The 24,489-nt window shown below is 36.1% G+C and carries 25 protein-coding genes and 1 other annotated feature; of the genes, 23 read left to right on the top strand and 2 right to left on the bottom strand.

The annotated features are described in order from the left end of the window. Positions 1-75 precede the first annotated feature (75 nt). The 15 genes from BUB48_RS01235 to BUB48_RS01305 all read left to right on the top strand — a co-directional run bounded on the left by BUB48_RS01235 (position 76) and on the right by BUB48_RS01305 (position 16,212). The gene (locus tag BUB48_RS01235) at positions 76-1,326 is read left to right on the top strand and encodes an adenosylhomocysteinase (RefSeq protein WP_073023661.1); all 1,251 of its coding nucleotides are present in this window, start codon (positions 76-78) and stop codon (positions 1,324-1,326) included. Continuing rightward, a complete protein-coding gene (locus BUB48_RS01240) occupies positions 1,327-2,607 on the top strand; it encodes an amidohydrolase (RefSeq protein WP_073023663.1) in 1,281 nt (426 codons plus the stop codon). Between the two features lie 346 nt (positions 2,608-2,953). Next, positions 2,954-4,642: a glycosyl hydrolase family 18 protein gene (locus BUB48_RS01245; RefSeq protein ID WP_084524292.1), complete on the top strand. Its 1,689-nt coding sequence runs from the start codon at positions 2,954-2,956 to the stop codon at positions 4,640-4,642. A 200-nt stretch (positions 4,643-4,842) separates the two neighbouring features. After that, entirely contained in the window at positions 4,843-5,112 is a 270-nt protein-coding gene (locus BUB48_RS01250; protein WP_073023665.1) for a GIY-YIG nuclease family protein, read from the top strand. After that, entirely contained in the window at positions 5,105-5,482 is a 378-nt protein-coding gene (locus BUB48_RS01255; protein WP_073023667.1) for a CoA-binding protein, read from the top strand. Before BUB48_RS01250 ends, BUB48_RS01255 begins: the two co-directional genes overlap by 8 nt. Positions 5,483-5,577: 95 nt before the next feature. Beyond that, positions 5,578-5,859: a DUF503 domain-containing protein gene (locus BUB48_RS01260; RefSeq protein WP_073023669.1), complete on the top strand. Its 282-nt coding sequence runs from the start codon at positions 5,578-5,580 to the stop codon at positions 5,857-5,859. 102 nt (positions 5,860-5,961) lie between these two features. Next, a complete protein-coding gene (locus tag BUB48_RS01265; RefSeq protein ID WP_073023671.1) occupies positions 5,962-6,888 on the top strand; it encodes a DMT family transporter in 927 nt (308 codons plus the stop codon). 32 nt (positions 6,889-6,920) lie between these two features. Then, on the top strand, positions 6,921-8,228 hold the full coding sequence (locus tag BUB48_RS01270; protein ID WP_073023673.1) for a patatin-like phospholipase family protein: 1,308 nt from the start codon (positions 6,921-6,923) through the stop codon (positions 8,226-8,228). Positions 8,229-8,261: 33 nt separating this feature from the next. Then, a complete protein-coding gene (locus tag BUB48_RS01275; RefSeq protein WP_073023675.1) occupies positions 8,262-8,867 on the top strand; it encodes a class I SAM-dependent methyltransferase in 606 nt (201 codons plus the stop codon). Between the two features lie 77 nt (positions 8,868-8,944). Then, complete coding sequence (locus BUB48_RS01280) at positions 8,945-10,618, top strand: Na/Pi cotransporter family protein (RefSeq protein WP_073023677.1); 1,674 nt, start codon at positions 8,945-8,947, stop codon at positions 10,616-10,618. A gap of 33 nt (positions 10,619-10,651) precedes the next feature. Next, a complete protein-coding gene (locus tag BUB48_RS01285) occupies positions 10,652-11,410 on the top strand; it encodes a YwaF family protein (RefSeq protein WP_073023679.1) in 759 nt (252 codons plus the stop codon). An 89-nt stretch (positions 11,411-11,499) separates the two neighbouring features. Then, positions 11,500-11,747 (top strand) — a binding site (T-box leader). A 49-nt stretch (positions 11,748-11,796) separates the two neighbouring features. After that, positions 11,797-12,795, top strand: coding sequence for a tryptophan--tRNA ligase (gene trpS, locus BUB48_RS01290; RefSeq protein WP_073023681.1), 999 nt, complete (start codon positions 11,797-11,799; stop codon positions 12,793-12,795). 112 nt (positions 12,796-12,907) lie between these two features. Next, positions 12,908-13,720 carry a zinc transporter ZupT gene (zupT, locus tag BUB48_RS01295; protein ID WP_073023683.1) on the top strand — a complete coding sequence of 271 codons (813 nt, stop codon included), beginning with the start codon at positions 12,908-12,910 and terminating at the stop codon, positions 13,718-13,720. A 95-nt stretch (positions 13,721-13,815) separates the two neighbouring features. Next, a complete protein-coding gene (gene cls, locus BUB48_RS01300; RefSeq protein WP_073023686.1) occupies positions 13,816-15,351 on the top strand; it encodes a cardiolipin synthase in 1,536 nt (511 codons plus the stop codon). A 45-nt stretch (positions 15,352-15,396) separates the two neighbouring features. Further along, positions 15,397-16,212, top strand: coding sequence for a glycosyltransferase family 8 protein (locus BUB48_RS01305; protein WP_084524294.1), 816 nt, complete (start codon positions 15,397-15,399; stop codon positions 16,210-16,212). Between the two features lie 35 nt (positions 16,213-16,247). Here the strand turns inward: BUB48_RS01305 and BUB48_RS01310 are convergent, their stop codons facing one another. After that, complete coding sequence (locus tag BUB48_RS01310) at positions 16,248-17,612, bottom strand: MATE family efflux transporter (protein WP_073023688.1); 1,365 nt, start codon at positions 17,610-17,612, stop codon at positions 16,248-16,250. A 205-nt stretch (positions 17,613-17,817) separates the two neighbouring features. Between BUB48_RS01310 and BUB48_RS18760 the strand changes: the two genes are divergently transcribed. From BUB48_RS18760 to BUB48_RS01330, 4 genes are all read left to right on the top strand, one after another. Further along, entirely contained in the window at positions 17,818-18,315 is a 498-nt protein-coding gene (locus tag BUB48_RS18760; RefSeq protein ID WP_278308933.1) for a TetR/AcrR family transcriptional regulator, read from the top strand. A 12-nt stretch (positions 18,316-18,327) separates the two neighbouring features. Then, a complete protein-coding gene (gene ftsH, locus BUB48_RS01320; RefSeq protein WP_073023692.1) occupies positions 18,328-20,157 on the top strand; it encodes an ATP-dependent zinc metalloprotease FtsH in 1,830 nt (609 codons plus the stop codon). Between the two features lie 77 nt (positions 20,158-20,234). Beyond that, positions 20,235-20,396, top strand: a complete 162-nt coding sequence (locus BUB48_RS18405; protein ID WP_242944136.1) for a hypothetical protein — start codon at positions 20,235-20,237, stop codon at positions 20,394-20,396. Between the two features lie 215 nt (positions 20,397-20,611). Next, entirely contained in the window at positions 20,612-20,893 is a 282-nt protein-coding gene (locus BUB48_RS01330) for a hypothetical protein (RefSeq protein WP_073023694.1), read from the top strand. A gap of 333 nt (positions 20,894-21,226) precedes the next feature. On the opposite strand, the gene BUB48_RS01335 is transcribed toward BUB48_RS01330, so the two are convergent. Next, positions 21,227-21,472 carry a hypothetical protein gene (locus tag BUB48_RS01335; RefSeq protein ID WP_073023696.1) on the bottom strand — a complete coding sequence of 82 codons (246 nt, stop codon included), beginning with the start codon at positions 21,470-21,472 and terminating at the stop codon, positions 21,227-21,229. A 244-nt stretch (positions 21,473-21,716) separates the two neighbouring features. Here BUB48_RS01335 and BUB48_RS01340 point away from each other — a divergent pair, with 244 nt between their 5' ends. From BUB48_RS01340 to BUB48_RS01350, 4 genes are all read left to right on the top strand, one after another. After that, positions 21,717-22,622 (top strand): EamA family transporter, encoded by a 906-nt coding sequence (locus BUB48_RS01340; RefSeq protein ID WP_073023698.1) that lies wholly within the window; start codon positions 21,717-21,719, stop codon positions 22,620-22,622. Positions 22,623-22,704: 82 nt separating this feature from the next. Beyond that, a complete protein-coding gene (locus BUB48_RS17910; protein WP_175548320.1) occupies positions 22,705-22,857 on the top strand; it encodes a hypothetical protein in 153 nt (50 codons plus the stop codon). Between the two features lie 16 nt (positions 22,858-22,873). Next, entirely contained in the window at positions 22,874-23,575 is a 702-nt protein-coding gene (locus tag BUB48_RS01345; RefSeq protein WP_073023700.1) for a hypothetical protein, read from the top strand. A gap of 43 nt (positions 23,576-23,618) precedes the next feature. Next, complete coding sequence (locus BUB48_RS01350) at positions 23,619-24,476, top strand: helix-turn-helix domain-containing protein (RefSeq protein WP_073023702.1); 858 nt, start codon at positions 23,619-23,621, stop codon at positions 24,474-24,476. The last annotated feature ends 13 nt before the right edge of the window (positions 24,477-24,489 follow it).

Raw genomic sequence — 24,489 nt, forward strand, 5'->3', positions numbered from 1 at the left:
TATTATTGAGAAATGTGAAGTATAATATAAGTATCATTTTGTACATAATCAAATTTTATGCAGGAGGTTGCTTAAATGAAGGAAAACATAATTAGGGATATTAAACTTGCTTCATCAGGTCATAGGAAGATTGAATGGGTAAAAAGAAATATGCCTGTGCTTTCTAAGATAGAAGAAGAGTTTATTGAGGATAAGCCTTTTTCAGGTAAAAGAATTGTGATGTCAATACATTTAGAGGCCAAGACTGCATATCTTGCAAAAGTTTTAAAAGCAGGAGGAGCAGAGGTTTCCATAACAGGAAGCAATCCGCTGTCCACTCAGGATGATGTGGCTGCAGCTTTGGCAGAGGACGGGCTTCATGTATATGCCTGGTATAATTCCACTGCTGAAGAATATAATGAGCATCTCAATGCAGCTCTTGACATAAAACCCCATATAGTCATAGATGACGGGGGAGATTTGGTTCATTTGTTACATAGCACAAGACAGGAGTTAGTACGCGATATATTGGGAGGATGCGAGGAAACAACAACAGGTGTGTTAAGGCTGAGAGCAAGAGAGAAGGCAGGTCAGCTTTTGTTTCCTATGATTTCAGTAAACGATGCTTATTGCAAATACCTTTTTGACAATAGATACGGTACCGGTCAATCTGTATGGGACGGAATAATGAGAACCACCAATCTTATTGTAGCAGGCAAAACTGTGGTGGTCATAGGTTATGGCTGGTGTGGAAAAGGAGTAGCAAATAAAGCAAAGGGTTTAGGGGCCAATGTGGTGGTCTGTGAAGTGGATCCTATAAAGGCTATAGAGGCATACATGGATGGTTACAGGGTAATGCCTCTCATTGAAGCTGCTTCCATAGGAGACTTCTTTGTAACTGTGACAGGATGTACTAAAGTGTTGACAAAAGAACACTATGAGAAGATGAAGGACGGAGCCATACTTGCCAACGCAGGCCATTTTGATGTGGAAATATGGAAGCCTGATTTGGATAGATTGGCTGTTGAAAGGAAAATAATGAGAAACAATATAATGGGATATGTAATGAAAGACGGCAGAGTTATAAACCTTTTGGCAGAAGGAAGACTGGTGAATTTAGCAGCAGGAGATGGACATCCGGCAGAAATAATGGACATGAGTTTTGCATTACAGGCTTTGAGTGCTAAATATATAAATGATAATTATAATAGTCTGGATAAGAAGGTATATGATGTGCCTGATGAAATAGACAGGAAAGTCGCATTTATGAAGCTTGAAGGTATGGGCATAAAGATTGATGAATTGACTCAAGAGCAAGATGAGTACTTAAAAGGATGGGGAGAATAAATGAGTTTGTTATTGATAAATGCCTCAGTAATAACATGCGATGAAAATGGAACTGTAATAAAGGATGGGGCAGTAGGCATAAAGGATGGAATCATAGATTATGCAGGTCCAGTACAGGGCGTTTTAGCAGAAAACTATGAAAGAGTCATTAATATAAAGGGCAAAGCTATAATGCCCGGATTTGTCAATGCTCATAATCATGCTGCAATGACCATGTTCAGGAATTATGCAGACGATTTGAAGCTTATGGATTGGTTGTTCAATAAAATATTTCCTCTGGAAGATAAGCTAACAGAGGAAGATGCTTATTGGGCTTCTTCTTTGGCCATGCTTGAAATGATAAAAGGAGGCACAACTGCCTTTTGTGACATGTATATGTTTATGGACAAGACTGCAGAAGCAGTAGCTCAGTGCGGTATGAGAGCGGCTTTGGGAAGAGGATTGCAGGGGGAATCTGTTGAAGGTCCTGATCACAGAGTATCTGAAGCCCTTGCGCTATATAAGAATTTTCATAACAGTTGCAATGGAAGGATTAGGGTGAATCTGGCAGCTCATTCTGTTTATACCTGCTCTTTTCCTTATCTTGAAAAGGTGGCTCGCCTTGCTCGGGAAATCAAGGCTGATATACATATACATCTTTCTGAAACAACAGATGAGGTAAAAAACTGCATAGAAAAGTACGGTGTGTCACCTGTTAAACTTGCGGATAAAGCAGGGTTGTTGAGTGAGAGAACCATAGCTGCTCACTGTGTTGTGGTTGATGAGGAAGATATGGAATTATTGAAAGAAAAAAAGGTCAATGTGGTGCACAATCCAGGAAGCAACATGAAGCTTGCCAGCGGGATAGCTCCCATAAAAGCCATGGCAGATTTGGGAATAAACATAGCTTTGGGAACGGACGGTGCATCTAGCAATAATAATTTGGATATGCTGGAGGAGATGAGGGCAGCAACCTATCTTCAAAAAGTTATCACTAAGGATCCTACAGCACTTCCTGTAGATCAGGTTCTTAGAATGGCAACTGTAAACGGTGCCAGAGCATTGGGATTTGATAACGTTGGAGAGATAAAGAAGGGTGTGGCTGCAGACCTAATAGTGATAAACACAGATAAACCTTGGTATTATCCAAAGTATAATGAAAAATCTGCCATAGTATATTCGGGAAACTTTTCTGATGTCGAATTCGTCATAATTGATGGGAATATTGTAATGGAAAAAGGTCAAATATTGACTATGGATGAAGAACGTATATTATACGAAGTCCAAAAAAGAGCTTATTAATAAACCACTAAAAGACACTAAAATTTCACTAAAGGACACCAAAGATTATAAATAATATGCGTACAATGATTATAATTGCAATAAATCAAATCTAAGTGATATTACTGATGGATTGTGTTGTCTAGAGTATTTCTCTTTGGTATTTGATCTTATCTACTTCACACTAAGGTATTTATTATTTATATTAGCCTTTAGTGTATTTTAGTGGACCTTTTGTGTCTTTTAGTGTTTTTTAATAAAGCCCCAAAAGGAATACCTAAGTTCACGCAGCACGTAGCTCGTAACAGGACGGAAAAGGAATACCCTAGGCACCGCAACCAATAATGTATAAAGGGGGGAAGTAAGGTTGAGAAAGTTTATGGCAGTGCTTCTGTGTATGGCAGTATTAGTTGCCGGAACAGTATTTTATATAACGTCTATATGGACTCAGGTTCCATACGCAGAGGATAAGAATTATTTGATAATAGGCTCTGAAATAATAACAGATGTAGAAGAACCATTGATAGAGAACGGATATATACTTCTCTCTTTCAATGCAATAAAGAAACATATTGACCCCAACGCATATTGGGATGAAAAATTGGAGAAGGTGGTTTTTACCACTAAGGACAAGCTTATTACAATGAAAACGGACAAGCTTACAGCCATGGTAAATCAAAAACCCATTGATTTAAATGTGCCTGCCAGGGTTGTGGATGGAATACCATATATACCTATAGAATTTCTGAAGGATATATTGAATATTCATGTAGAGCTTGTTGATGATACAATTGCTATAATAGATTTTACCAAGGATACTGTAGTCACAGGTGGACTTTTGAAGGAAAGAGGACTTAAAAAGGATAGCACATTGTTCTCTCCATATGTTACAAAGCCTTTGCAAGAAGGAGATAAGGTAAGGGTCTTCCAGCAAGTGGGGGATTGGTATAAGGTCAGGACGAAGAATGGTATATTCGGATATATAGAAAAACAATATTTAAGCATAAATGAGGAAACCGTTACTGAGCCATTGCCTCAGGAAGCAGTAATAGAACCCTTTAAGCCAGAGAAAGGCAAAATAAACATGGTGTGGGAGCATGTTATCAAAAAGAATCCTGATGTGAGCAAGCTTAAAGCCATGGAAGGATTAGATATTGTGTCTCCTACTTGGTTTGCCGTAATAGATGGAAAAGGAAATGTATCAAATAATGCGGATATGGAGTATGTGAAATGGGCGCATAAAAACGGTTATAAGGTGTGGGGGTTGGCTACCAACGATTTTAATCCCGACATAACCCATGAGTTTTTGAATAATACGGATACAAGAGAAAAGATAATCAGTCAGCTCCTTGTATATGCAAAGCTTTATAAGTTGGATGGAATAAACATTGATTTTGAAAATATATACGAAAAAGACAAGAACATGCTTACGCAGTTCATGAGAGAGCTATATCCCCTTTGCAGAGAGCAAGGCCTTACGCTTTCTATGGATGTTACCTTCATATCAGGAAGCAGCACTTGGTCCAAATGCTATGACAGAAAGGCATTGGCAGAAGCAGTAGATTATATGGCTGTAATGGCCTATGATCAGCATTGGGCTTCAAGCCCTAAGGCAGGTTCTGTTGCTCAGTATAAATGGGTTGAAAGCAATCTTAAAAAGATACTGGAACAAGTTCCAGCAGAAAAGGTTATACTTGGAATGCCTTTCTACACAAGACTATGGGAAGAAGAAAAAGTGGATGGAAAGGTGAAAGTTACATCAAAAGCTTTATCTATGTCAGCGATACAGAAAATACTTGATGAGAAAAAACCGGAGATAATATGGGATGAAGAAAGCGGTCAGCGCTATGCTCAGTATACAGAGGGTGGAAAAATTTATAAAGTTTGGATAGAAGATGCGGAATCCATTAAACTAAAATCCTCTTTGGTTAACAAGTATAATTTGGCAGGAGCCGCAGCTTGGAGGAGAGGTTTTGAGACTGAAGATATCTGGCCTGTTATAGCTAAAAATCTGAAGAAGACGGATAGTAGCAGCCAAAGAGCTCAGGCTAATTGAAGAATACGGATTCACATGGATTTATCCACGATTAACAATGAGGGTTATTTTTTAAGAACACTAAAAGATATAAAAATTTGCTAGGATATACGTCTGAAGCAGGACGGAAAAGGAATACCACAGTGACTAATCATCACATGTGGTATTTTTTTGATTTATAGTATGATATAATTGTAGCATTGAAATCGGAGAGTGATAAATTGGCTTATACATACATATTAAAATGCTCTGACGACACATACTATACAGGCTGGACAAAAGATTTGGAGAAAAGGCTTAAAGCCCATAATAGAGGCGTAGCATCAAAGTATACAAGGACAAGGCTTCCGGTAAATCTTATATACTATGAATATTTCGATTCGGATAAGGAAGCCATGCGTAGAGAAGTTGCAATAAAAAGATTATCTCGCAAGAAAAAGGAAGAATTAATTAAGTTCAATAATATAATGAGGAGGAATGGTCATGAATAAAGAAACAATGCTGGAAAAGAAAATTTGGGCAGTGATAGGTGCTACCCAAAATACTGAAAAATTCGGATACAAGATATACAAGAGGCTAAAGGAAAAAGGATATGAAGTATATCCGGTAAATCCGGTTTGCGAGGCCATTGACGGTGACATATGTTATAAAAACCTTTCTTCTCTTCCCAAGGTGCCGGAAGTAATAAATATGGTTGTGGCACCTGAAAAAGGAAAGACTTATATTGAAGAGGCAGCTGCATTGGGGATTAAATATGTCTGGTTCCAGCCAGGCACTCATGATAATGAAATTCTACGCTTAGCAAAAGATAAAGACATGGAAATGCTCTTAGGTTGTGTTCTTGTTGCTACAAATCAATAAAATTTGGCAAATGATTGGGAATACCTTACTCAACTGACCTTCACCGAGGCGAATTTTTCGCTTAAGGAAGTTTCTTTTTATGGAGGTGCAAAATAATGATAGTTGGGACAGCAAAAATATATCTGCATGCAAACTGGGTACATTCCCTTAAAGAAAAAAGAATGGTAGTAAAAAGCCTTATCGATAAAGTAAAGCATAAGTTTAATGTATCAATTGCTGAAGTAGAAGATTTGGATGTGCATCAGTCTATAGTCATTGGAATTGCTTGTGTTAGCAATAGTACAAAGCATTCCAATCAATGCATTCAAAGTGTAGTTGAATACATTGAGCAGAACACTGAAGCTGTAGTGCAAAATATTGAAGTTGAAATTTTGTAGAAGAGAGCTCTGTTAATTGGAAATTATCAATTGCTTAAAAGCTCCATTAGATGTGATATAATTGGATAGAGAGCTAAACTGTCTATGAAAAGGTGGGTTAATATGAAAAAAGAAGAGGTTAAGTCCAGCGTACTTTTGTTGCTGACAGCGGCTATATGGGGCTTTGCCTTTGTTGCCCAAAGAGTTGGCATGCAGCACGTGGGAGCATTTACATTTAATGGTCTTAGGTTTATATTGGGAAGTATATCCTTGTTGCCATTATTGTATATTAGCAGTCGTAAATCAAAAGAATCAGACGGTGATAAAAAGGAAGTTTCTAACAATACCAGTGTTATTTTTGCAGGACTTATAGCCGGAAGCGTTTTGTTTTTTGGAGCATCTCTACAACAAGTAGGTTTGATATATACAACAGCAGGTAAAGCAGGTTTCATCACAGGTCTTTATATTGTTTTCGTTCCAATTTTAGGATTATTTCTCAAACAGAAGACCAATGTTGCTACTTGGCTGGGAGTTCTAGTTGCAGCTGTTGGATTATATTTTTTGAGTGTAAACGAAGGCTTTTATATTGAATTTGGCGACTTGCTTGAAATAATAGGTGCAGTGTTCTGGGCTGTTCATATTCTTGTTGTTGACCATTTTACGAAGAAAGTGGAAGCATTAAAATTATCCTTTGTACAGTATGTTACATGTTCCATCCTAAGTCTTATTACTGCATTTATATTTGAAGACATCAGTTTGGGTGTTATACCTCAGGTCATAGTTCCTTTGCTTTATGGAGGTATCATGTCTGTCGGTGTTGGATATACATTGCAGGTTGTTGCTCAAAAGCATGCTAAGCCTTCTCATGCAGCAATAGCTATGAGCATGGAATCTGTATTTGCCAGCATAGGCGGATTGCTATTGCTTGGTGAAGTGATGTCATTGAGAGGATATTTAGGTTGTGCATTAATGCTGGCTGGTATGTTATTGTCACAATATGACAACTTTAAAAAGGATAAATTAGAAGTTTCATCATCGGTATCTGATTAGTGAATGATATTCATATTATAGGTGGTAAATGAATGACAGGCTATGGTCTTGTTCTGGGCGGCGGAGGAGCCAAGGGTTCTTATGAGATAGGGGTATGGAAAGCTCTTAGGGAGCTGGAAATACCTCTAGTAGCCGTTGCAGGAACTTCTATAGGGGCGTTAAACGGGGCCATGATTGTTCAGGATGATTATGACAAGGCTTTTGAATTATGGACCAGTATCTCAATTAAAGCCATAATAAGTGTGAATGAAAGACTATCGGATTTGGATACTCGGCAGAAGACAGAAGACACCATAAGCCTTATAAAAGCTGCCATCACTTCCGGTGGATTGGATGTGACTCCTTTGAAAAAGCTTCTAAATATGGCTGTAAATGAGGAAAGAATCAGAAAATCTCCTATGGATTTTGGAGTAGTGACTTTTTCATTGACAGACAGAAAACCAGTAGTCATCTTTAAAGAAGATATACCGGAAGGAAAAATTGTGGATTATCTTTTAGCCAGCGCATCCTTTCCTGCTTTCAAGCCTATGGAGATAGGCGGGAAGAAATTCATTGATGGAGCCGTATATGACAATTTGCCTGTATCGCTTATGCTTCAAAAAAAGATATACAATGTAATATCAGTAGATGTTTCTGGCATAGGACGGGTGAGAAAAGTTAAGACCAATGACTTGAATATTATACAAATAAAAAACTCTGAAAACCTGGGTCCAACATTGGCTTTTGATGTGGAAAGAGCAAAAAGAAACATGGAAATAGGCTATTATGATGCCATGAAGGTTTTTGGAAAATATAAAGGCAAGTATTATTTTTTTAATGATACAAGGAACCATATAAAACTGGATGAAAGCCATATAAAACTGATATATGCCTTTCTTGGAATGGATTGGGATAAAAGGCTCAGTCCTCAAAACAGACTTATAATATATAAACTTATAAAGGTTCTAAAAAGTTACTCTTCTGAAAGGAAATTAAAAGACACTGACGGAATAATCTCTGCGGCAGCTGAAGTGTCAGCAGAAGTCATGGGAATAGACAGGTGCAGGGAGTACTCTCTAAATGAGCTGATAGATATTATCATAGAACAATACAATTCGAAAAAAGCTGATATAGCCTTAGCGGATTTTTCAAAAATAATGGAAGAAGATATATGGAACGTTAATAACTATAGTTTTACAGAGAAGATGAAAAAAATCATATCTGAAAGCAAGTTCGCGGCTTTATACAGTGCGGATATTAATGACTTATCTGATAGAGCAATACTATATCGAAGGCTTTTGGCCCTTACTTTTCCCAAAATATGTATCACAAACATATTTATCGCTATGATGATTAAGTAATGAAGAATTTCTTTAGCTAAGTAGGAGGGATCAATGATGGAAGAGAACTTTAATATATTAGCTAAAGATTGGACAAAGAATATACCGGAAAAAAACTATGAAATTGCAGCTGATATAATTGAAAGGCTTAATATCGGAGAAGGCCATAATGTATTGGATGTGGCGGCAGGTACAGGAATACTATATTCTATTCTTAAAGATAAAGGTTTATCAAATTATGTGGCAGTGGATATTGCAGATAAAATGGTGGAAGAATTTCTGAATATTTACCCAGGAACAGATGTAAGATGTCTTGATTATGAGAAAAAATTGATGTTTGAATGTGATTTTGATTTTGTAATTATATTCAATAGTATACATCATTTTAATGATTATGATGCTATATTTGAAAACTCATATAATAATCTAAAAGCAGGAGGAAAATTCGTAATTTGCCATGCAAGGACAAGAGCTGGACTAAAAGAGCACAGGCGAAAAATTGGATACGTTTCAGATAAGGAAGAGCCTATACCAACAGATGAAACACTTATAAATCTTTGCCAAAAGCATGGATTTGGGGAATTTATAATAGATGATACAGAGTACTTTTACTTTTGTTGTCAAAAATTAGACCAAGATGAAAAAATATTTGAATTATAGTAAAGATGTGTTTTTTTTAATAATTTGATATGATAGAATCATGGTGGACAGAAAAAATTTATGGTATGGGGGCGAATATGAGAGATTTAATTTTTGGCCTAATAGGCGGAACTGCTCTTCTCATGTATGGTGTTGACAAGATGGGAGAAGGGCTAGAAAAAGCTTCAGGTGAAATGATGAAGAAAATGCTCTCTATATTGACCGGTAAAGTTTGGAGCGCTTTTTTGGTGGGAACAATTATAACTGCACTGGTACAAAGCAGCACAGCGGTGACAGTTCTTACAGTAGGATTTGTAAATGCAGGTCTTATGAAGCTGCCCCAGGCAGTGGGTATCATTTACGGCGCAAATATTGGAACCACTATAACTGCTCAGTTGATGGCTTTCAGCTTTAATTTCAAATTGACGGAGATAGCGCTGCCTGTTTTAGGCATAGGATTCGCAATAGGATATTTCTCAAAAAACAAGACACTTAAGAACTTTGGCGATGCTCTTATGGGCTTTGGAATGATGTTTTTAGGGCTTAAGATTTTGAATCAAGGAATACCTTTCATGCAGCACAATCCAACTCTCAGATACTTTTTCGAAACATACGCTTCTATTCCAATTGTAGGTATTCTGCTTGGGGCAGTGGCAACTGCTTTAGTGCACAGCAGTGCAGCCACAGTAGGTTTGGTAATGATTTTGGGTCAAGCAAGCCTGCTAGACCTTACATCAGCAGTGACCATAATGCTTGGAGATAATATTGGAACATGCATATCAGCACAATTGGCAAGCTTTTCTGGTAATATTCATGCCAGAAGGACGGCCTGGGCACATACACTTTATAATGTTTTCGGCGTCATATTAGTATCTTTGATATTACCTTATTTTGTTCGCGCAATTGAAGTTATAACTTTATACTTTCAACCTAACGGAGATATAGGATCTCAGATTGCTAATTCTCATACATTTTTCAATGTTTTCAGCGCGTCAATCTTTCTACCTCTTACAAAATATTATGTTAAGTTTCTTGAAACCGTTATTAGAGGCAAGGAATTGGATCATGAACCTCAATCAATCTATTTAGATAAACTTTTGATGGATACACCTGCAGCAGCTTTTAAAGCTACAATATCGGAGATTACAAGAGGTGCTGAGCTAACAAGAGTAATGCTGAACAATGTTATGGAGGCTCTGTTCGAAAATGATAAGGATAAGATAGAGCTGGTTAACAAGGATGAAGAAGTTGTAAATCAGTTACAGAAGGATATAACTGTCTATATGGTGGAATTGTCAAAAAGACCTCTTTCCGATGCAAATTCAATAATAGTGCATGCTATGATTACCAGTATCAACAATATTGAGAGAATGGGAGATCACATATCAGATATAGCAAAATTGGTAGAAAGTAAGATAAACAGAAATCTGGTCTTTTCAGATGAGGCCATTGATGAACTCAAGCAGCTAAAAGAATTGATCATATGGATGTATGACAATATCATAAACTTATTAAAGGAAAAAAATGAAGAACTGGCAAAATCCACTGCAGAACTTGAAGATAAAGTGGATGAATTGTGCAAGGAATTGGCAAACAATCATATAATTAGGTTGGAAGCAGGAAAATGCAATGTGGAGGCAGGGGTAATCTACTTAGATATAATAAACCATTTTGAGAGAATAGCAGATCATATTTATAAAGTTTCCCTTTTGTCAAAAGATGAGCTTCAAGGCATAGCCAGATCTACAGATAAGAATGCAGTAGAAGCTTAGATTGGAGTTTTGTGACTTATAGGATGATGATATATGGATAAGTTTTTCAGTATATATTATAGCGGAGAACCTTTTCAGATATTTTCACGAGTACATATAGTTTCACTATCAATAATTCTAATTATTATACTTCTTATATATTTTAACGCTGAGAGACTTAGAAAGAGCAGAGTTGATAGATTTGCAAGAAATTTTATTGCTACAGGATTGATAGCTACGGAATTGTCCTTTCAATTGTGGTGTGGGATTAAAGGCGTCTGGACAGTGGAATACAATCTTCCTTTTCATCTCTGCACCATTTCTACAATAATCTGTGCCATAATGTTATATAAAAATAGCTATAAGATATATAGACTTGCTTACTTTTGGGGACTGGGAGGAGCTATACCGGCACTTTTGACACCGGACTTAAGTGGATATGGTTATCCGCATTATGTGTTTTTTAAATTTTTCATACTCCACGGATTAATAATTATAGCAGTAGTTTATATGACTTTTGTGTACAAATATAGGCTTGATATAAAGTCAGTTTTTAGAGCATTTGCATACATAAATATTTTTGCATTGGTTGTGGTACCTGTAGATATTATTACAGGGGGTAATTACCTGTTTTTATGCAGAAAGCCGGATGCTATAACACCTCTTGATTATTTAGGTCCATGGCCTTGGTATATTATCCCTATGGAATTAGTAGTATTGGCCATGTTTTTTGCCTTTTATCTACCTTTTGCTATAAAGGATCATGTGGATAGGTATAAAAGTGCCGGTTCAGGATTGAGTTCAGGGTTATGATAACTTAAAATATATCTGTAATAATAGTTATGGCGGAAAGTATATTGACAAAAATTCTTGATAATCATATAATATAACAAATCAATATGATAAATCCTATGAAGGGAAGCAAGTAAGCTTGGAAACAGATTTACAGAGAGCTGCAGAGGGTGGAATTGCAGTAATTATGTCTAGGCCGAATGGGTCCTTGAGGATTTTGGCGAAATGGCAGTAGCCAATAACGTGGGCTTCATGTTATAGAAGCAGGATATAAAGTCCCTTGGGATGGAGTATCTGTAATGAGGAGAAGCATTTTGCTTCTTGAATTAGGTGGTACCGCGTTTATTACGCCCTATAGATTTTATCTATAGGGCTTTTTAATTACTTAATATACGGAGGTGTAGTTTATGGAAAATGCAAAAAAGGTCATATTAAGTGGAATCCAACCTTCTGGAGATCTTACCATAGGAAATTATTTGGGAGCTATAAAAAACTGGGTTTCTTTACAGGACGATTACGACTCATACTATTGCGTTGTTGATCTGCATGCATTGACAGTAAGGCAGAATCCAGCAGAATTGAGAGCCAGAACTTTAAAAAACATCGCAATATATCTGGCATCCGGTCTTGATCCAGCTAAGAATACAATATTTATTCAGTCCCATGTACCTGCTCATAGTGAGGCAGCATGGTTGTTAAATTGTTTTTGCTATATGGGCGAGCTGAGCAGAATGACTCAATTTAAAGATAAATCTCAAAAAGTAGGTGAAAGCGTCAGCGCAGGGTTGTTCACATATCCGGTACTGATGGCTGCGGACATTTTGCTGTATAATACGGATTTGGTGCCTGTAGGCAGCGACCAGAAGCAGCATATAGAATTGGCAAGGGATTTGGCTATCAGATTTAACAATCTATATAGCCCCACATTTAAAGTACCTGATGCATATATAGGAAATGTGGGAGCCAGGATAATGGATCTGCAGGAACCTCAGAAGAAGATGTCTAAGTCTTCGGAGAATCCTAACTCTTATATATTGATAATGGACCCGCCTGATGTTATCAGAAAGAAAATAAGCAGAGCTGTTACTGATGATATAGGTGTAGTGAGATTCAGCGAAGAACAGCCGGGCATATCGAATCTTATAAGCATATTGGGCGCTATAACAGGTGAAAAACCTCAGGAAATAGAGAAAAAGTATGAAGGCATAGGGTATGCTCAATTTAAATCTGATGTAGCCGAAGCTATTGTAGAAGAGCTTAGCCCGGTTCAGGAAAAGGTAAAACAGCTTTTAGAAGATAAGCCATATATGGAAAGCGTCTATAAGAACGGAGCAGAAAAGGCAAGCTATGTTGCAAATAAGACGTTGAGAAAGATGCAAAAGAAATTGGGATTAATACCCAGATAGGGTATAATGAAGAAGTGATAAGCCTCCACAGTTGGGACTTGAAATAAGTTTTTCTAAAAGATAAAATTAAAGCAAATGAAGAGTCTCAAATTACTGCATGTGGAGGTTTATCATGAATACTGATACGAATCAATTATTTTTGGCATTTGGACTCACATTATTTGCAGGTCTGGCTACCGGTATTGGAAGTTTACTAGCTTTTTATACAAAGCAGACAAATAAGAAGTTTTTATCCGGGGCCTTAGGTTTTTCTGCAGGTGTGATGATATATGTTTCCATGATAGAAATATTTGTAGAGGCCAGAAAATCCTTAGAGGCCTATTATGGATCACCAAAAGGATATTGGGTAACAACTATAGCATTTTTCTTAGGTATAGCTTTGATAGCATTGATAGATAAATTTGTACCCAGCACTGAAAATCCTCATGAAATGAGAGATGTAAAAGAAATGGATAAGTCCGAGGAAAAGCAGTCAGACCTGTTAAGGTTAGGATTGTTTTCTGCGTTGGCCATAGGAATTCATAATTTCCCTGAGGGATTAGCATCTTTTGCAAGTGCTATGCATGACCCTGCTTTAGGATATAGCATAGCAATAGCAATAGCTATCCATAATATACCGGAAGGAATAGCTGTTTCAGTACCTGTCTACTTCGCTACCGGTGATAGAAAGAAGGCATTTATGTACTCTTTCCTTTCAGGTTTGTCTGAGCCCGTAGGAGCAATTGTAGGCTATTTACTTCTTATGAGGTTCTTTAATGATGCAATTTCCGGTATAATATTTGCAGCAGTTGCAGGAATTATGGTATATATATCCTTGGATGAACTTCTTCCTACTGCTGAAAAATATGGAGAACATCATATAGCGATTTATGGTCTTATTCTTGGCATGATGGTTATGGCTGTTAGCCTTTTATTGTTTGCATGAAGATCCAATGGATACATTTTAATAAAATAAATGAGTAGAATATGATTGAACTTAGAGCAAAGTGTAAGAAATCTGCAATTAAGAGATGATCAGATATGAAGTATATAGTTAAGTTTTTATTTCATAGAGCATGTTTTCTGGTTCTGGCCATATTAGTACAACTCTTTGTTTTCATAGGTGTAATAGTTAAATTTTATGATTATTTTGCTTACTTTTATGCAGCAAGTTTAATAATAAGTTTAGTAGTCATATTGTTCATATTAAACAGCAAGAGTAATCCAGTATATAAAATAGCTTGGATTATTCCTATTTTGTTGTTTCCGATTTTTGGGGGATTGTTTTATATATTCATCGGCAACAATAAGTTGAGTAAGAGAGCCCGGCAGAGGATGAAGTCAATATCTGATAAGACAAGAGAGGCTCTGAAACCAAAGCAGCAAATTCTAGATGAAATGAAGCTGAGCAATGAAATTGCAGCCAATCAATCAAGGTATATACAAGACTATGCCTATTATCCTCCTTATTGCAATACATTTACCGAATACTTATCCATAGGCGAGATAAAATTTGAGAGGCTGAAGGAAGAGTTAAAAAAGGCCAAAAAATTCATATTCTTAGAATATTTCATTATTGAAGAAGGTATTATGTGGAATAGTATTCTCGATATACTAAAGGAGAAAGTAAAGGAAGGCGTAGATGTAAGGGTAATATATGATGATGCAGGCTGCATACTCAAGCTGCCCTATGGCTACGATAAAAAGCTTGAAAGCTTGGGTATAAAGTGCTGTATATTTAATCCCTTGGTGCCTTTGCTATCTACCAGGTTTAATACCAGAGATCATAGAAAAATTGCAATAATAGATGGACATACAGGTTTTACCGGAGGAATAAATCTGGCGGATGAGTATATAAATGAATATGAGAGGTTTGGACATTGGAAGGATACGGCCATAATGGTTAAAGGAGAAGCTGTCTGGAGCATGACGGTCATGTTCCTGTCCATGTGGGATTATTTAAAAGGTATAGATGAAGATTTCGAGAAATTCAAGCCAGATATTGCTTCTTGCCAGAAAGGCTGTAGGGATGGATATGTTCAGCCTTATGCTGATAGTCCTTTAGATGATGAAACTGTTGGTGAAGTAGTATATCTGAATTTAATAAACAAGGCGAGGAAATATGTCTATATTACAACTCCTTATCTAATCATTGATAATGAAATGATAACTGCGTTGACTTCCGCTGCAAAAGGAGGCGTTGATGTACGCATAATTACTCCACATTGTGGAGACAAGTGGTATGTTCATGAGGTTACCAGATCCTATTATAAGATTCTAGTTGAGGGTGGTGTTAAAATATATGAGTATACTCCCGGATTCATCCATTCCAAAACCTTTGTGGTAGATGATGAATACGGCGTAGTAGGTACAATAAATATGGATTACAGAAGCTTATTTCTTCATTTCGAGTGCGGAGTTTGGATGTATAATTGCAGCAGCGTAGGTGACATAAAAGAAGATTTCATCAAAACTTTAGAAATGTGTCAGGAAATCACATTAAAGGATTTAAAACAAGTTAAGTGGCACAAGACTCTCATAAGAATGATTTTGAGAATATTTGCTCCATTGATGTAGTTAAAGGCAATGATATAGCAGCGTGTGTAAAGAGGGGATAAGATTATGATGAATCTGCTTGTTACTTTAAATTCAACATATATAAAACCTTTGAAAATTATGTTGAAATCTCTTTTTATGAATAATAAAGAAGAGAAATTCGATATATATTTAATGCATTCAAGAATCAGTGATGATGAAATTAAGGATCTGGACAATTACATCGAAAGCCATGGAAGCTCACTACATGTAATCCATATTGATGATAATTGCTTTGCAAACGCTCCTATACTTTTACATTATACAAAAGAAATGTATTATCGATTGCTGGCGTTTAAGTTTTTGCCTCAGGATATGGATAGGATATTATATTTAGATCCTGATACCCTTATAATCAATCCTATTGATAAATTGTATAATACTGATATAAGTGACTATTTGTATGGAGCAGCATATCATGATAAGGTAACGGTTAAAGAGATAAACAAACTAAGGCTTTATCCATATGTAATAGATGCTTATTATAACTCTGGAATATTGCTGATGAACCTGGATAATCAGAGGGAACTTATTGATGAGGAAGAAATATATGAATTTGTACGGGAGCATAGGACTAAGCTTATCATGCCTGACCAGGATATACTTAATGCATTATATGGAAAGAAAATAAAGGCTTTGGATGAGAAGTTATATAATTACGATGCCAGATTTTATCGCTATTATAAGATAATGAGCGGCGGAGAATGGGATATGGACCGAGTAATAAGAAATACTGTAATTCTTCATTTCTGTGGTAAGAGAAAGCCATGGCAAAAAGGTTACAGTGGAGTGTTCCATTCGTTGTATAAACACTATGAAAAATTAACTTTCGAAGCAGTATGAATGAAAAAGTGCAACGCAAATAAGTTGCACTTTTTCTATTCCTTTTCCTGAAGCTTGCCTGCTTGTTTCAGCTCTTTTAACACATCTCTAATCATTATGATTGCCAATATAAAAGTAAAGAAGTCTGCTATTGCCTGACTTGTTTGTATTCCTGTAATGCCTATTATGCGAGGTAATATTAATATGGTAGGTATGAAGAATAAGCCTTGACGGCCTGATGCCATGAGAGAGGCTTTCCATCCATAACCCAGAGATTGCAGAGTCATGTTGACTATTACTGTAAATGAACTGAGAGGCATAACCAAACATTGAAATCTCATTGTGCGTGTACCTACATTGATTACATCCACATCATTAGCTCTGAATAGGCTTATGATATCTGGAGCAAATATAAAGCCGATGAAACCAAAAATAGCTAGTGCTATAAAACCGACCTTAGCACAGAACCAAAAGGACTCTAAAACCCTGTCATATTTTTTAGCTCCATAGTTAAATCCGCATACAGGTTGGAAACCTTGACCAAAACCTATCAATGCAGAGTTAATGAACATGACGATTCTTGTCACAATGGATACAGCTGCAATGACAGAATCGCCAAAAGGTGAGGCAGATATATTCATAAAAATGGCTGCCAAACTTGCGAGGCCTTGCCTATAGAAAGTGGGCATACCTGTCTTTATTATCTCTTTATACATCTCTGGTGAGAATTCATAATTAGATATTTTAATCTTAATACTTCCGTCTATGTAATTGCATTGAGAAAATAAAATAAAAAAACTGATTAGCTGACTGATGATTGTAGCTATGGCAGCACCGGATATTCCCATATCAAATGCAAAAATAAAAATTGGGTCCAGTATTACATTTAGGACACCGCCTGTAGTTATTCCGACCATTGATCTCACAGCATTTCCTTGTGAACGCAATATATTATTCAAAACAAAAGAGCCGCACATATAGGGTGCGCCAATCAATATGTATTTGCCGTAATCCTTGGCATAAGGTGCGATAGTCTCAGTAGCACCAAGTAAAACAACCAGCTTATCTATAAACAATAGCCCAAATAAAGCCAGCAGTAACCCCATGACCACAGCAGTGAAAAAAGCTATTGCACCTGCTTTTTCTGCACTTTTTACATCTTTTTTTCCTAAGCTACGAGAAATAAAGCTACCACAGCCCATACCAAAGGTAAAACCGATGGCTTGTATTATTGACATTAGGGAAAACATAACACCTACGGCGGCTGCTGCACTTGTGCCGATTTGGCTTACGAAGTAAGTATCTGCCATATTATAGATAGATGTAATAAGCATGCTGATAATAGTTGGTACTGCTAATTTGGGAATAAGTATATGTATAGGTGTCTGAGTCATCATGGTAAATTTTTCATTATGTTCCATAATATAAACCCTCACAGAATATTAGATTTTTATAATATAAATATAAAAATAAATATAAAATCATCAAATATTATAACATATATCTGTCACAATAGTACGAAATAGGTAAATTTATTATCGTATATTGACACATGATATACTATTTGATAGAATTAACTATACCGTCCAGACGGTAGAAAGGAGTTTGAAAGCCATGGAGGTTTCCTTGAAGGAAAAAATACTGTGTGCTGCAAACAAAGTCATCGAAAGAAAAGGCCTAAGCTGTTTCACATTGGAAGAGGTAGCTAAGGAAGCTGGAATCAGCAAGGGCGGATTGTTGTATCATTATCCTAGCAAGGATAAACTGATACAAGGATTAATACAATATTATATGGAACAGTTTGATAAAAGATTTGATAGTAACAGATGGCTCACATCTTTAATAGAGGAGAATTTCAGTTATGATTCAATTGGTAGCACTTGTATGACAGGATTGCTGGCAGCGGTAGCAATGAATCAGGAATTACTTAAACCGGTAAAAGAAAACCGCAAAGAGTTGCTGGATAATGTTTATAAGCTTAAAGATCCAATTATGGGAATGATCATATGTCTTGCCTGTTATGGTATGGCATTTTCTAGACTATTTTGCATTGATGTATTTTCTAAGGAAGATATGCGAAGAATCCATGATAAATTGATGGATTTGTCGCAAGAATTGTTGTAAGGAGGGGAGCATATGTTACCCAACAAAAAAGAAAATTTGCCTAAATATATCGCTATTGCGCTTATAATTACATTAGCCATAAATATGTTGACATCTTTTATTTCACAGTCCGCATTTCAAGAAATTGATTACAGCACATTTCTTAAAATGATTGATGAGAAAAAAATCGAGTCAGTACAGATTACTGAGGATAAGATAATAATAGTGCCAAAAGCAGATAAGGATACTCCATTAGTGGAGAGAAAAGTGTACTATACCGGTATATTGAATTATCCAGGACTTGTAGATAGGTTATATAATGCAGGAGTAAGCTTTAAACCGGTCAATGAGAAGCAATCTCCCATCATGAACTTTATAGTTTCCTGGGTATTGCCATTTGCAATATTTTATTTGTTCAGCTCCATGCTTATGGGATCATTGAGCAAAAGGATGGGAGGAGGTGCCATGTCCATAGGCAAAAGCAATGCCAAGGTATATGTGCAAAAAAGCACAGGTGTTACCTTCGATGATGTGGCCGGACAAGAAGAGGCTAAGGAATCTCTTAAGGAAATTGTAGATTTTCTTCACAGCCCAAGCAAATATACAAAGATAGGAGCTAAGTTGCCCAAAGGTGCCCTTTTGGTAGGACCTCCCGGTACGGGAAAGACTCTTTTGGCAAAGGCAGTGGCAGGAGAGGCCAAGGTTCCTTTCTTCTCCATATCAGGATCAGATTTTGTAGAAATGTTTGTTGGTGTAGGTGCAGCAAGGGTTAGGGATTTGTTCAAACAAACAGAAAAGCAGGCGCCATGCATAGTATTCATTGATGAAATAGATGCTATTGGCAAGAGCAGAGAAGGTACCATAGGAGGCAACGACGAAAGAGAACAGACATTAAATCAGCTTCTTGCAGAAATGGATGGTTTTGATTCTTCAAAAGGGGTTGTAATACTTGCAGCCACCAACAGGCCGGAGGTTCTTGATAAAGCGCTGTTGAGACCTGGCCGTTTTGATAGAAGGGTAATAGTTGATAAACCAGATTTAAAAGGCAGGGAAGAAATACTAAAAGTTCATGCAAAAAATTATGTAATGGATGAAAGCGTAAACCTGAAAGAAATTGCTTTAGCAACTGCAGGTGCTGTAGGAGCAGATCTAGCCAATATGGTCAATGAAGCAGCCTTAAGGGCAGTAAGAATGGGAAGAGACAAGATACGCCAGGATGACCTGTTTGAAGCGGTGGAAACTGTAATAGCCGGTAAAGAGAAAAAAGATAGGGTTATGACGCAGAATGAAAAGAATCTGGTTGCTTTCCATGAAGTAGGCCATGCATTAGCTTCAGCATTGCAAAAGAAGACGCAACCTGTCCACAAGATTACTATAATTCCAAGAACCATGGGTGCCTTAGGATATACTATGCAGATGCCCGAAGAAGAAAAATACCTTATGTCAAAGGACGAAATATTAGAGCAAATAGTTGTCCTTCTTGCAGGGAGAGCCGCTGAAGATTTAGTCTTCAATGAAATAACCACAGGAGCTTCCAATGATATAGAAAGAGCTACTCAACTGGCAAGGCAGATGGTAACCATATATGGTATGTCTGAAAGATTTGGCATGATGGGGTTGGAATCAATACAGAACAGGTACCTAGACGGAAGGCCTGTTATGAATTGTTCTGATCAGACAGCTGCAGAAATAGACGATGAAGTGCAAAAAATCCTGAAAGAATGTTATGAAAAAGCAAAGACTCTACTTAAGGATAATATGGAAGCCTTAGGTAAGATAGCTTCATACCTTATTCAAAAAGAAACCATAATGGGCGATGAGTTTATGGAAATTTTGAATTCTATTTCCCAAAAAGAGGATTAAATGAAAATATGATGTTTTTTTTATTAAGACTTTCACACATAATGCACCTTAGATATATTAGTTGTAAGGTGGAGATAGTGTGGAAGATTTATTTTGACAATGTGGATGTAATTGAAAAGAATCTGAAGTATTTTATGGAAAGCAATAGTGATATATGTGAGGCTTATGAAAACTATGGCAGACTAGTACATGAAAAGGGTGGCCCACTAGATGAAAAACACGATGGCTTATTAAGATAGTCTTGTCTATAGAATGCTAGTATGAATATGCATTAGAAACCCATATAAAGGAAGTTATTAAAAGTGGCTGTACTCCGGAAAAATAGAACATGCAATGATGCTTGTGATTCCAACCTGTGATTTCCCCAAAATTATGAAAGGATTGCTAATACTAAGGCATATTTTGGGGGAAGATATATAATAGCATAGTATTAAAATAGGGAGGAGTATAGCCGATGTATGGGAGCATTCTGGAAAGAAGAATCGTAGATTATGATGGCCACAGCATGGTTCTTGAAATTGCAGACTCTGAATATAACACCATATATGACGGATACAGCGATGATATAGCCATGGAGATAGTAAATAATTACTTGCAGTACAGAAGTGATGACGGAAGACCGTCAAATGTCCGCATACAACATGATGATGTCAATAATATAGTGAGGATTTATGCTGATATTGACTATTTAGATAACGACCATACAACATATCGGGGGCATTGGGAGTTAAGATAAATATTGTTCTACAAGTATTGAACCTTCTACTTTCATATAAAGAGGTAGAAGGTTCTGATTTTTTATTTTTAAATTAGTACTGTCAAAACTCAATAGTCTTTTTGGCATCGATTATGAGACTCATATATTTCAAATTGATTCCATTGTTATATTACTTATATACTTATCAAAGCTGTTTCATGCAATGTCAGGTGAAGCATAATTGCAGCATTTTCTTATTTTGGTTCTATTATTTCTATTGCCAACCAAGAAATGGTATGGGGTATATGGATTTTTATTTATGGCGTATTGTTTGCCATAATATACACTTTTTGCTAAAAGCCTTTCTTATCTTTATTTCAGTTTGCTTTTTAAAGCTTGCAGCTGATTTTCCAAATCAGAGATTTGACGCCTAATTTCTTCCTGATTTTCTTTACTTGCCTTTTGAGCTGCTTTAGTCACAAATAGGGAACCAAGAGCAGTGAAAAGATTGCCTAACACATTATTATCATCTTCACTTAATTCGTCTCCAACACATATGGTTATTAAAACAGCTATTATTATAAAAAGATTGGAATTAATAAAAGAAGAATTTGACATAGCCTGGCCCCCCTATCTTCAATAATATATTATGGATATAAATGTGATTTGTTACATGGCATAATTGTAAAATATTCTCACCATATGATATTATACATTTTAGAAGGCTAATTTAATTATGACATAATAGGTTGAGGTATTGATGCTATAAAAGCTATATATGAGGACTCATCATTTTACTGGGTTAGAATTAAAAATCTATGATCAACTGTAGAATATGACTACTGTAGTTGGAGGATAGGTAATGGAAAGCAAAAATAAAGGATTATTAGCATATATATTGGTATGTATTCTTTGGGGTTCTACATATATTGCAATAAGGATAGGAGTTCGTAGTTTTCCTCCGTTTCTTTTCGGGGGCATAAGATTTTTAGTAGCAGGTTCATTGATATTATTATACGGGCACATAAAAAAACTGAAATTTCCTAATGACAAAAAGGATTATATTAAAATTTCCATAGCAGGTTTGCTTATGCTTGGATTAAGCAACAGCCTCATTCTAATTGCTGAAATGAGGATAAATTCAAGCACAGCGGCACTTCTTGTAGCCATAACACCTATATTTATGGCTATTATTGAGCTATTTATCCCGGGAGGGAGCAGAATAAGCTTGTTTGGTTGGATGGGAATGCTTATTGGTTTTGCGGGGGTTGGGGTGTTGTCTTTAGGAGGAGAAGGTTTCGATACAGATATTGCAGGAATTATGCTTGTAATTCTTGCTGCCCTTGCTTGGGCTTGCGGTTCAATACATTCAAAAAGAACTGTTGTTGGTGGATCTATTATAATACATATCGGTGTTCAGATGTTGGCCGGTGGTATGGCCCAGACCATCATGGGCATCATTACTGGTGAGCTATCCAGATTACATCCTGAATTTACAGGAATTTTGGCTTTGATTTATCTTGTGATATTTGGGTCTCTGATAGGTTATACATCTTATATCTATCTAATAAGTGTTTGGCCTATTTCTAAGGCTGGAACCTATGCCTATATAAATCCAATAGTGGCTATGATACTTGGCTGGTTGATTCTTAAAGAGCCTGTAACATTGAGAATGATTGTTTCTACAGTTTTAGTGTTGGCTGGAGTAGTAATAGTCCAGAAATCTAAGGTAGTGCAGAAGAAAGCAGAAGAAGTAATATGTCAATAACCAATTTATGATGATAATCTTTGTTGGAAACCAAGAAAAATCCAGAGACTCTTATTAAGAGGCTTTGAACATGGGGGCATTTATGGATGCGACCGGAATAGTAGAATTCAAATTGGCTGACAATATACTTTTAGGAATTATGCTCAGTGAGGGAATAAAGACCATGATGGGTATAAAGGCAATAAAGCATTGGGAAGCAGGAGATACTCCAAGATGCCAGATAAAATATTTATGAGACTAGGGGGAGTTATATGAGATATTTTCCTATAGTATTTATAGTTTTTTTCATTCTTTTCTTGATTGAAGTCATAACAACCATCAAAAAAAGGTCAGAGGCAGGAGAAATGCTTATATATGCAACATATGAAAGCAGAGCATCAGAACCATTTAATCTAATAGGTGGTTTTATTATTGTATTATTATATTTATGGATTTTATATAAGCAATTAAAGAGAGTAGTACCTTTACTTTATCCTCAATACTTGGATAAGTGGTATCAAATATTTAATCGTGAGCTTTTAGAGAGGATAAGGGAAGGCTTTGTGGAAAAAGGAATGTTGTATGAATCACAAATTATTGCACAATTCAGCGGTTTTATGTATTTGATGTTATTCATTTCCTGGATAATCATAACTTTTATCTATGCCTATGATTACTTTGGGAAAAAGGGGATTTGTGATAAGGCAATTTTTTTAGGCAGATCATCATTATATAGCTGGAATAAAATTAGCTGTTATGAATGGGGAGAACATTACTATAAAGGGAATAAGGGTTTAAAAAAACTACATATATCCATAAAAAATGGTAAAGTAAGCAGAATGTTAACAGGCAAGGATGAAATGAAAGTAAATTTGGCTGTCAGAATAGAAGATTACGAAAAGGCTGATAGTATTTTACAAGAAAGAATAACAAAATGTGAAGAAGCTGTTAATGATAAAGCAGGAGCAATATAAAATATAGTGAAAGCATATAAGAGGATAAAAGCAGGTGAATAGCATGATAGATGTTGATTTCTGTATCAATTCTGATAAGGCTATCATAACTGAATATAAAAATCACTGTTATTTTATGCCGCATATTCTCTTAAGAAAATATATATCCCATTACACTATAACTTATTCATATAGCCTAAATGGAAGCACAAATAATGAGCCATCTGATGAACTTACGATTATACCTGACGGAAGCGGATGTATTATATTTGAATTTGATGGAAGAGAATTAGATGGAATATGCTGGGGGCCAACATCAAAGCTTGTGAGAGTAAAGCAGGTTGATTCAAGCCATGATGAAAGAATGTTCTTCATTGAATTTTTACCTGGTGGATTGCATGCCTTGACAGGTATTCATCAAAAGGAACTAAAAGATATGCAATGTCCTTTTTATGACATTGATAGCAAGCTTTCAAAATCTTTGAGAAATGCCATTGAGTTTTCAAAAACCGCAGATGAACTTGTTTTTAAGGTAGATAGTATTTTGATTCAGGCAATGGAGGGAAACAGAAAAAATCTTAGATATATTTTATCTGTCATAGACAAAATCAAGCATACAGGTGGAACAATTCCCATAAAAAAGCTTGCAGAAAGTGAGTATATCAGTGAAAGACAGTTAAATAGGGTATTTGAAGAAACTATTGGGTTAAGTCCTAAGATGTTTTCCAGGCTGGTCAGGATAAATAAAGCAATAAAAACATATAAGGATTGTATCATGTCAAATTTTACTTATATTGCATATGAATCTGGTTTTTTTGATCAATCTCATTTAATAAGGGAGTTTAATGAATTTTGTGGGACTACCCCAAGCAATTTCATAAAAAATATGTCTGTTTTTTACAATGAACCATTTAAATATTGAGATATATTTAAGT

It is taken from the genome of Lutispora thermophila DSM 19022, from assembly GCF_900142105.1.
Taxonomy (GTDB): Bacteria; Bacillota; Clostridia; order Lutisporales; family Lutisporaceae; genus Lutispora; species Lutispora thermophila.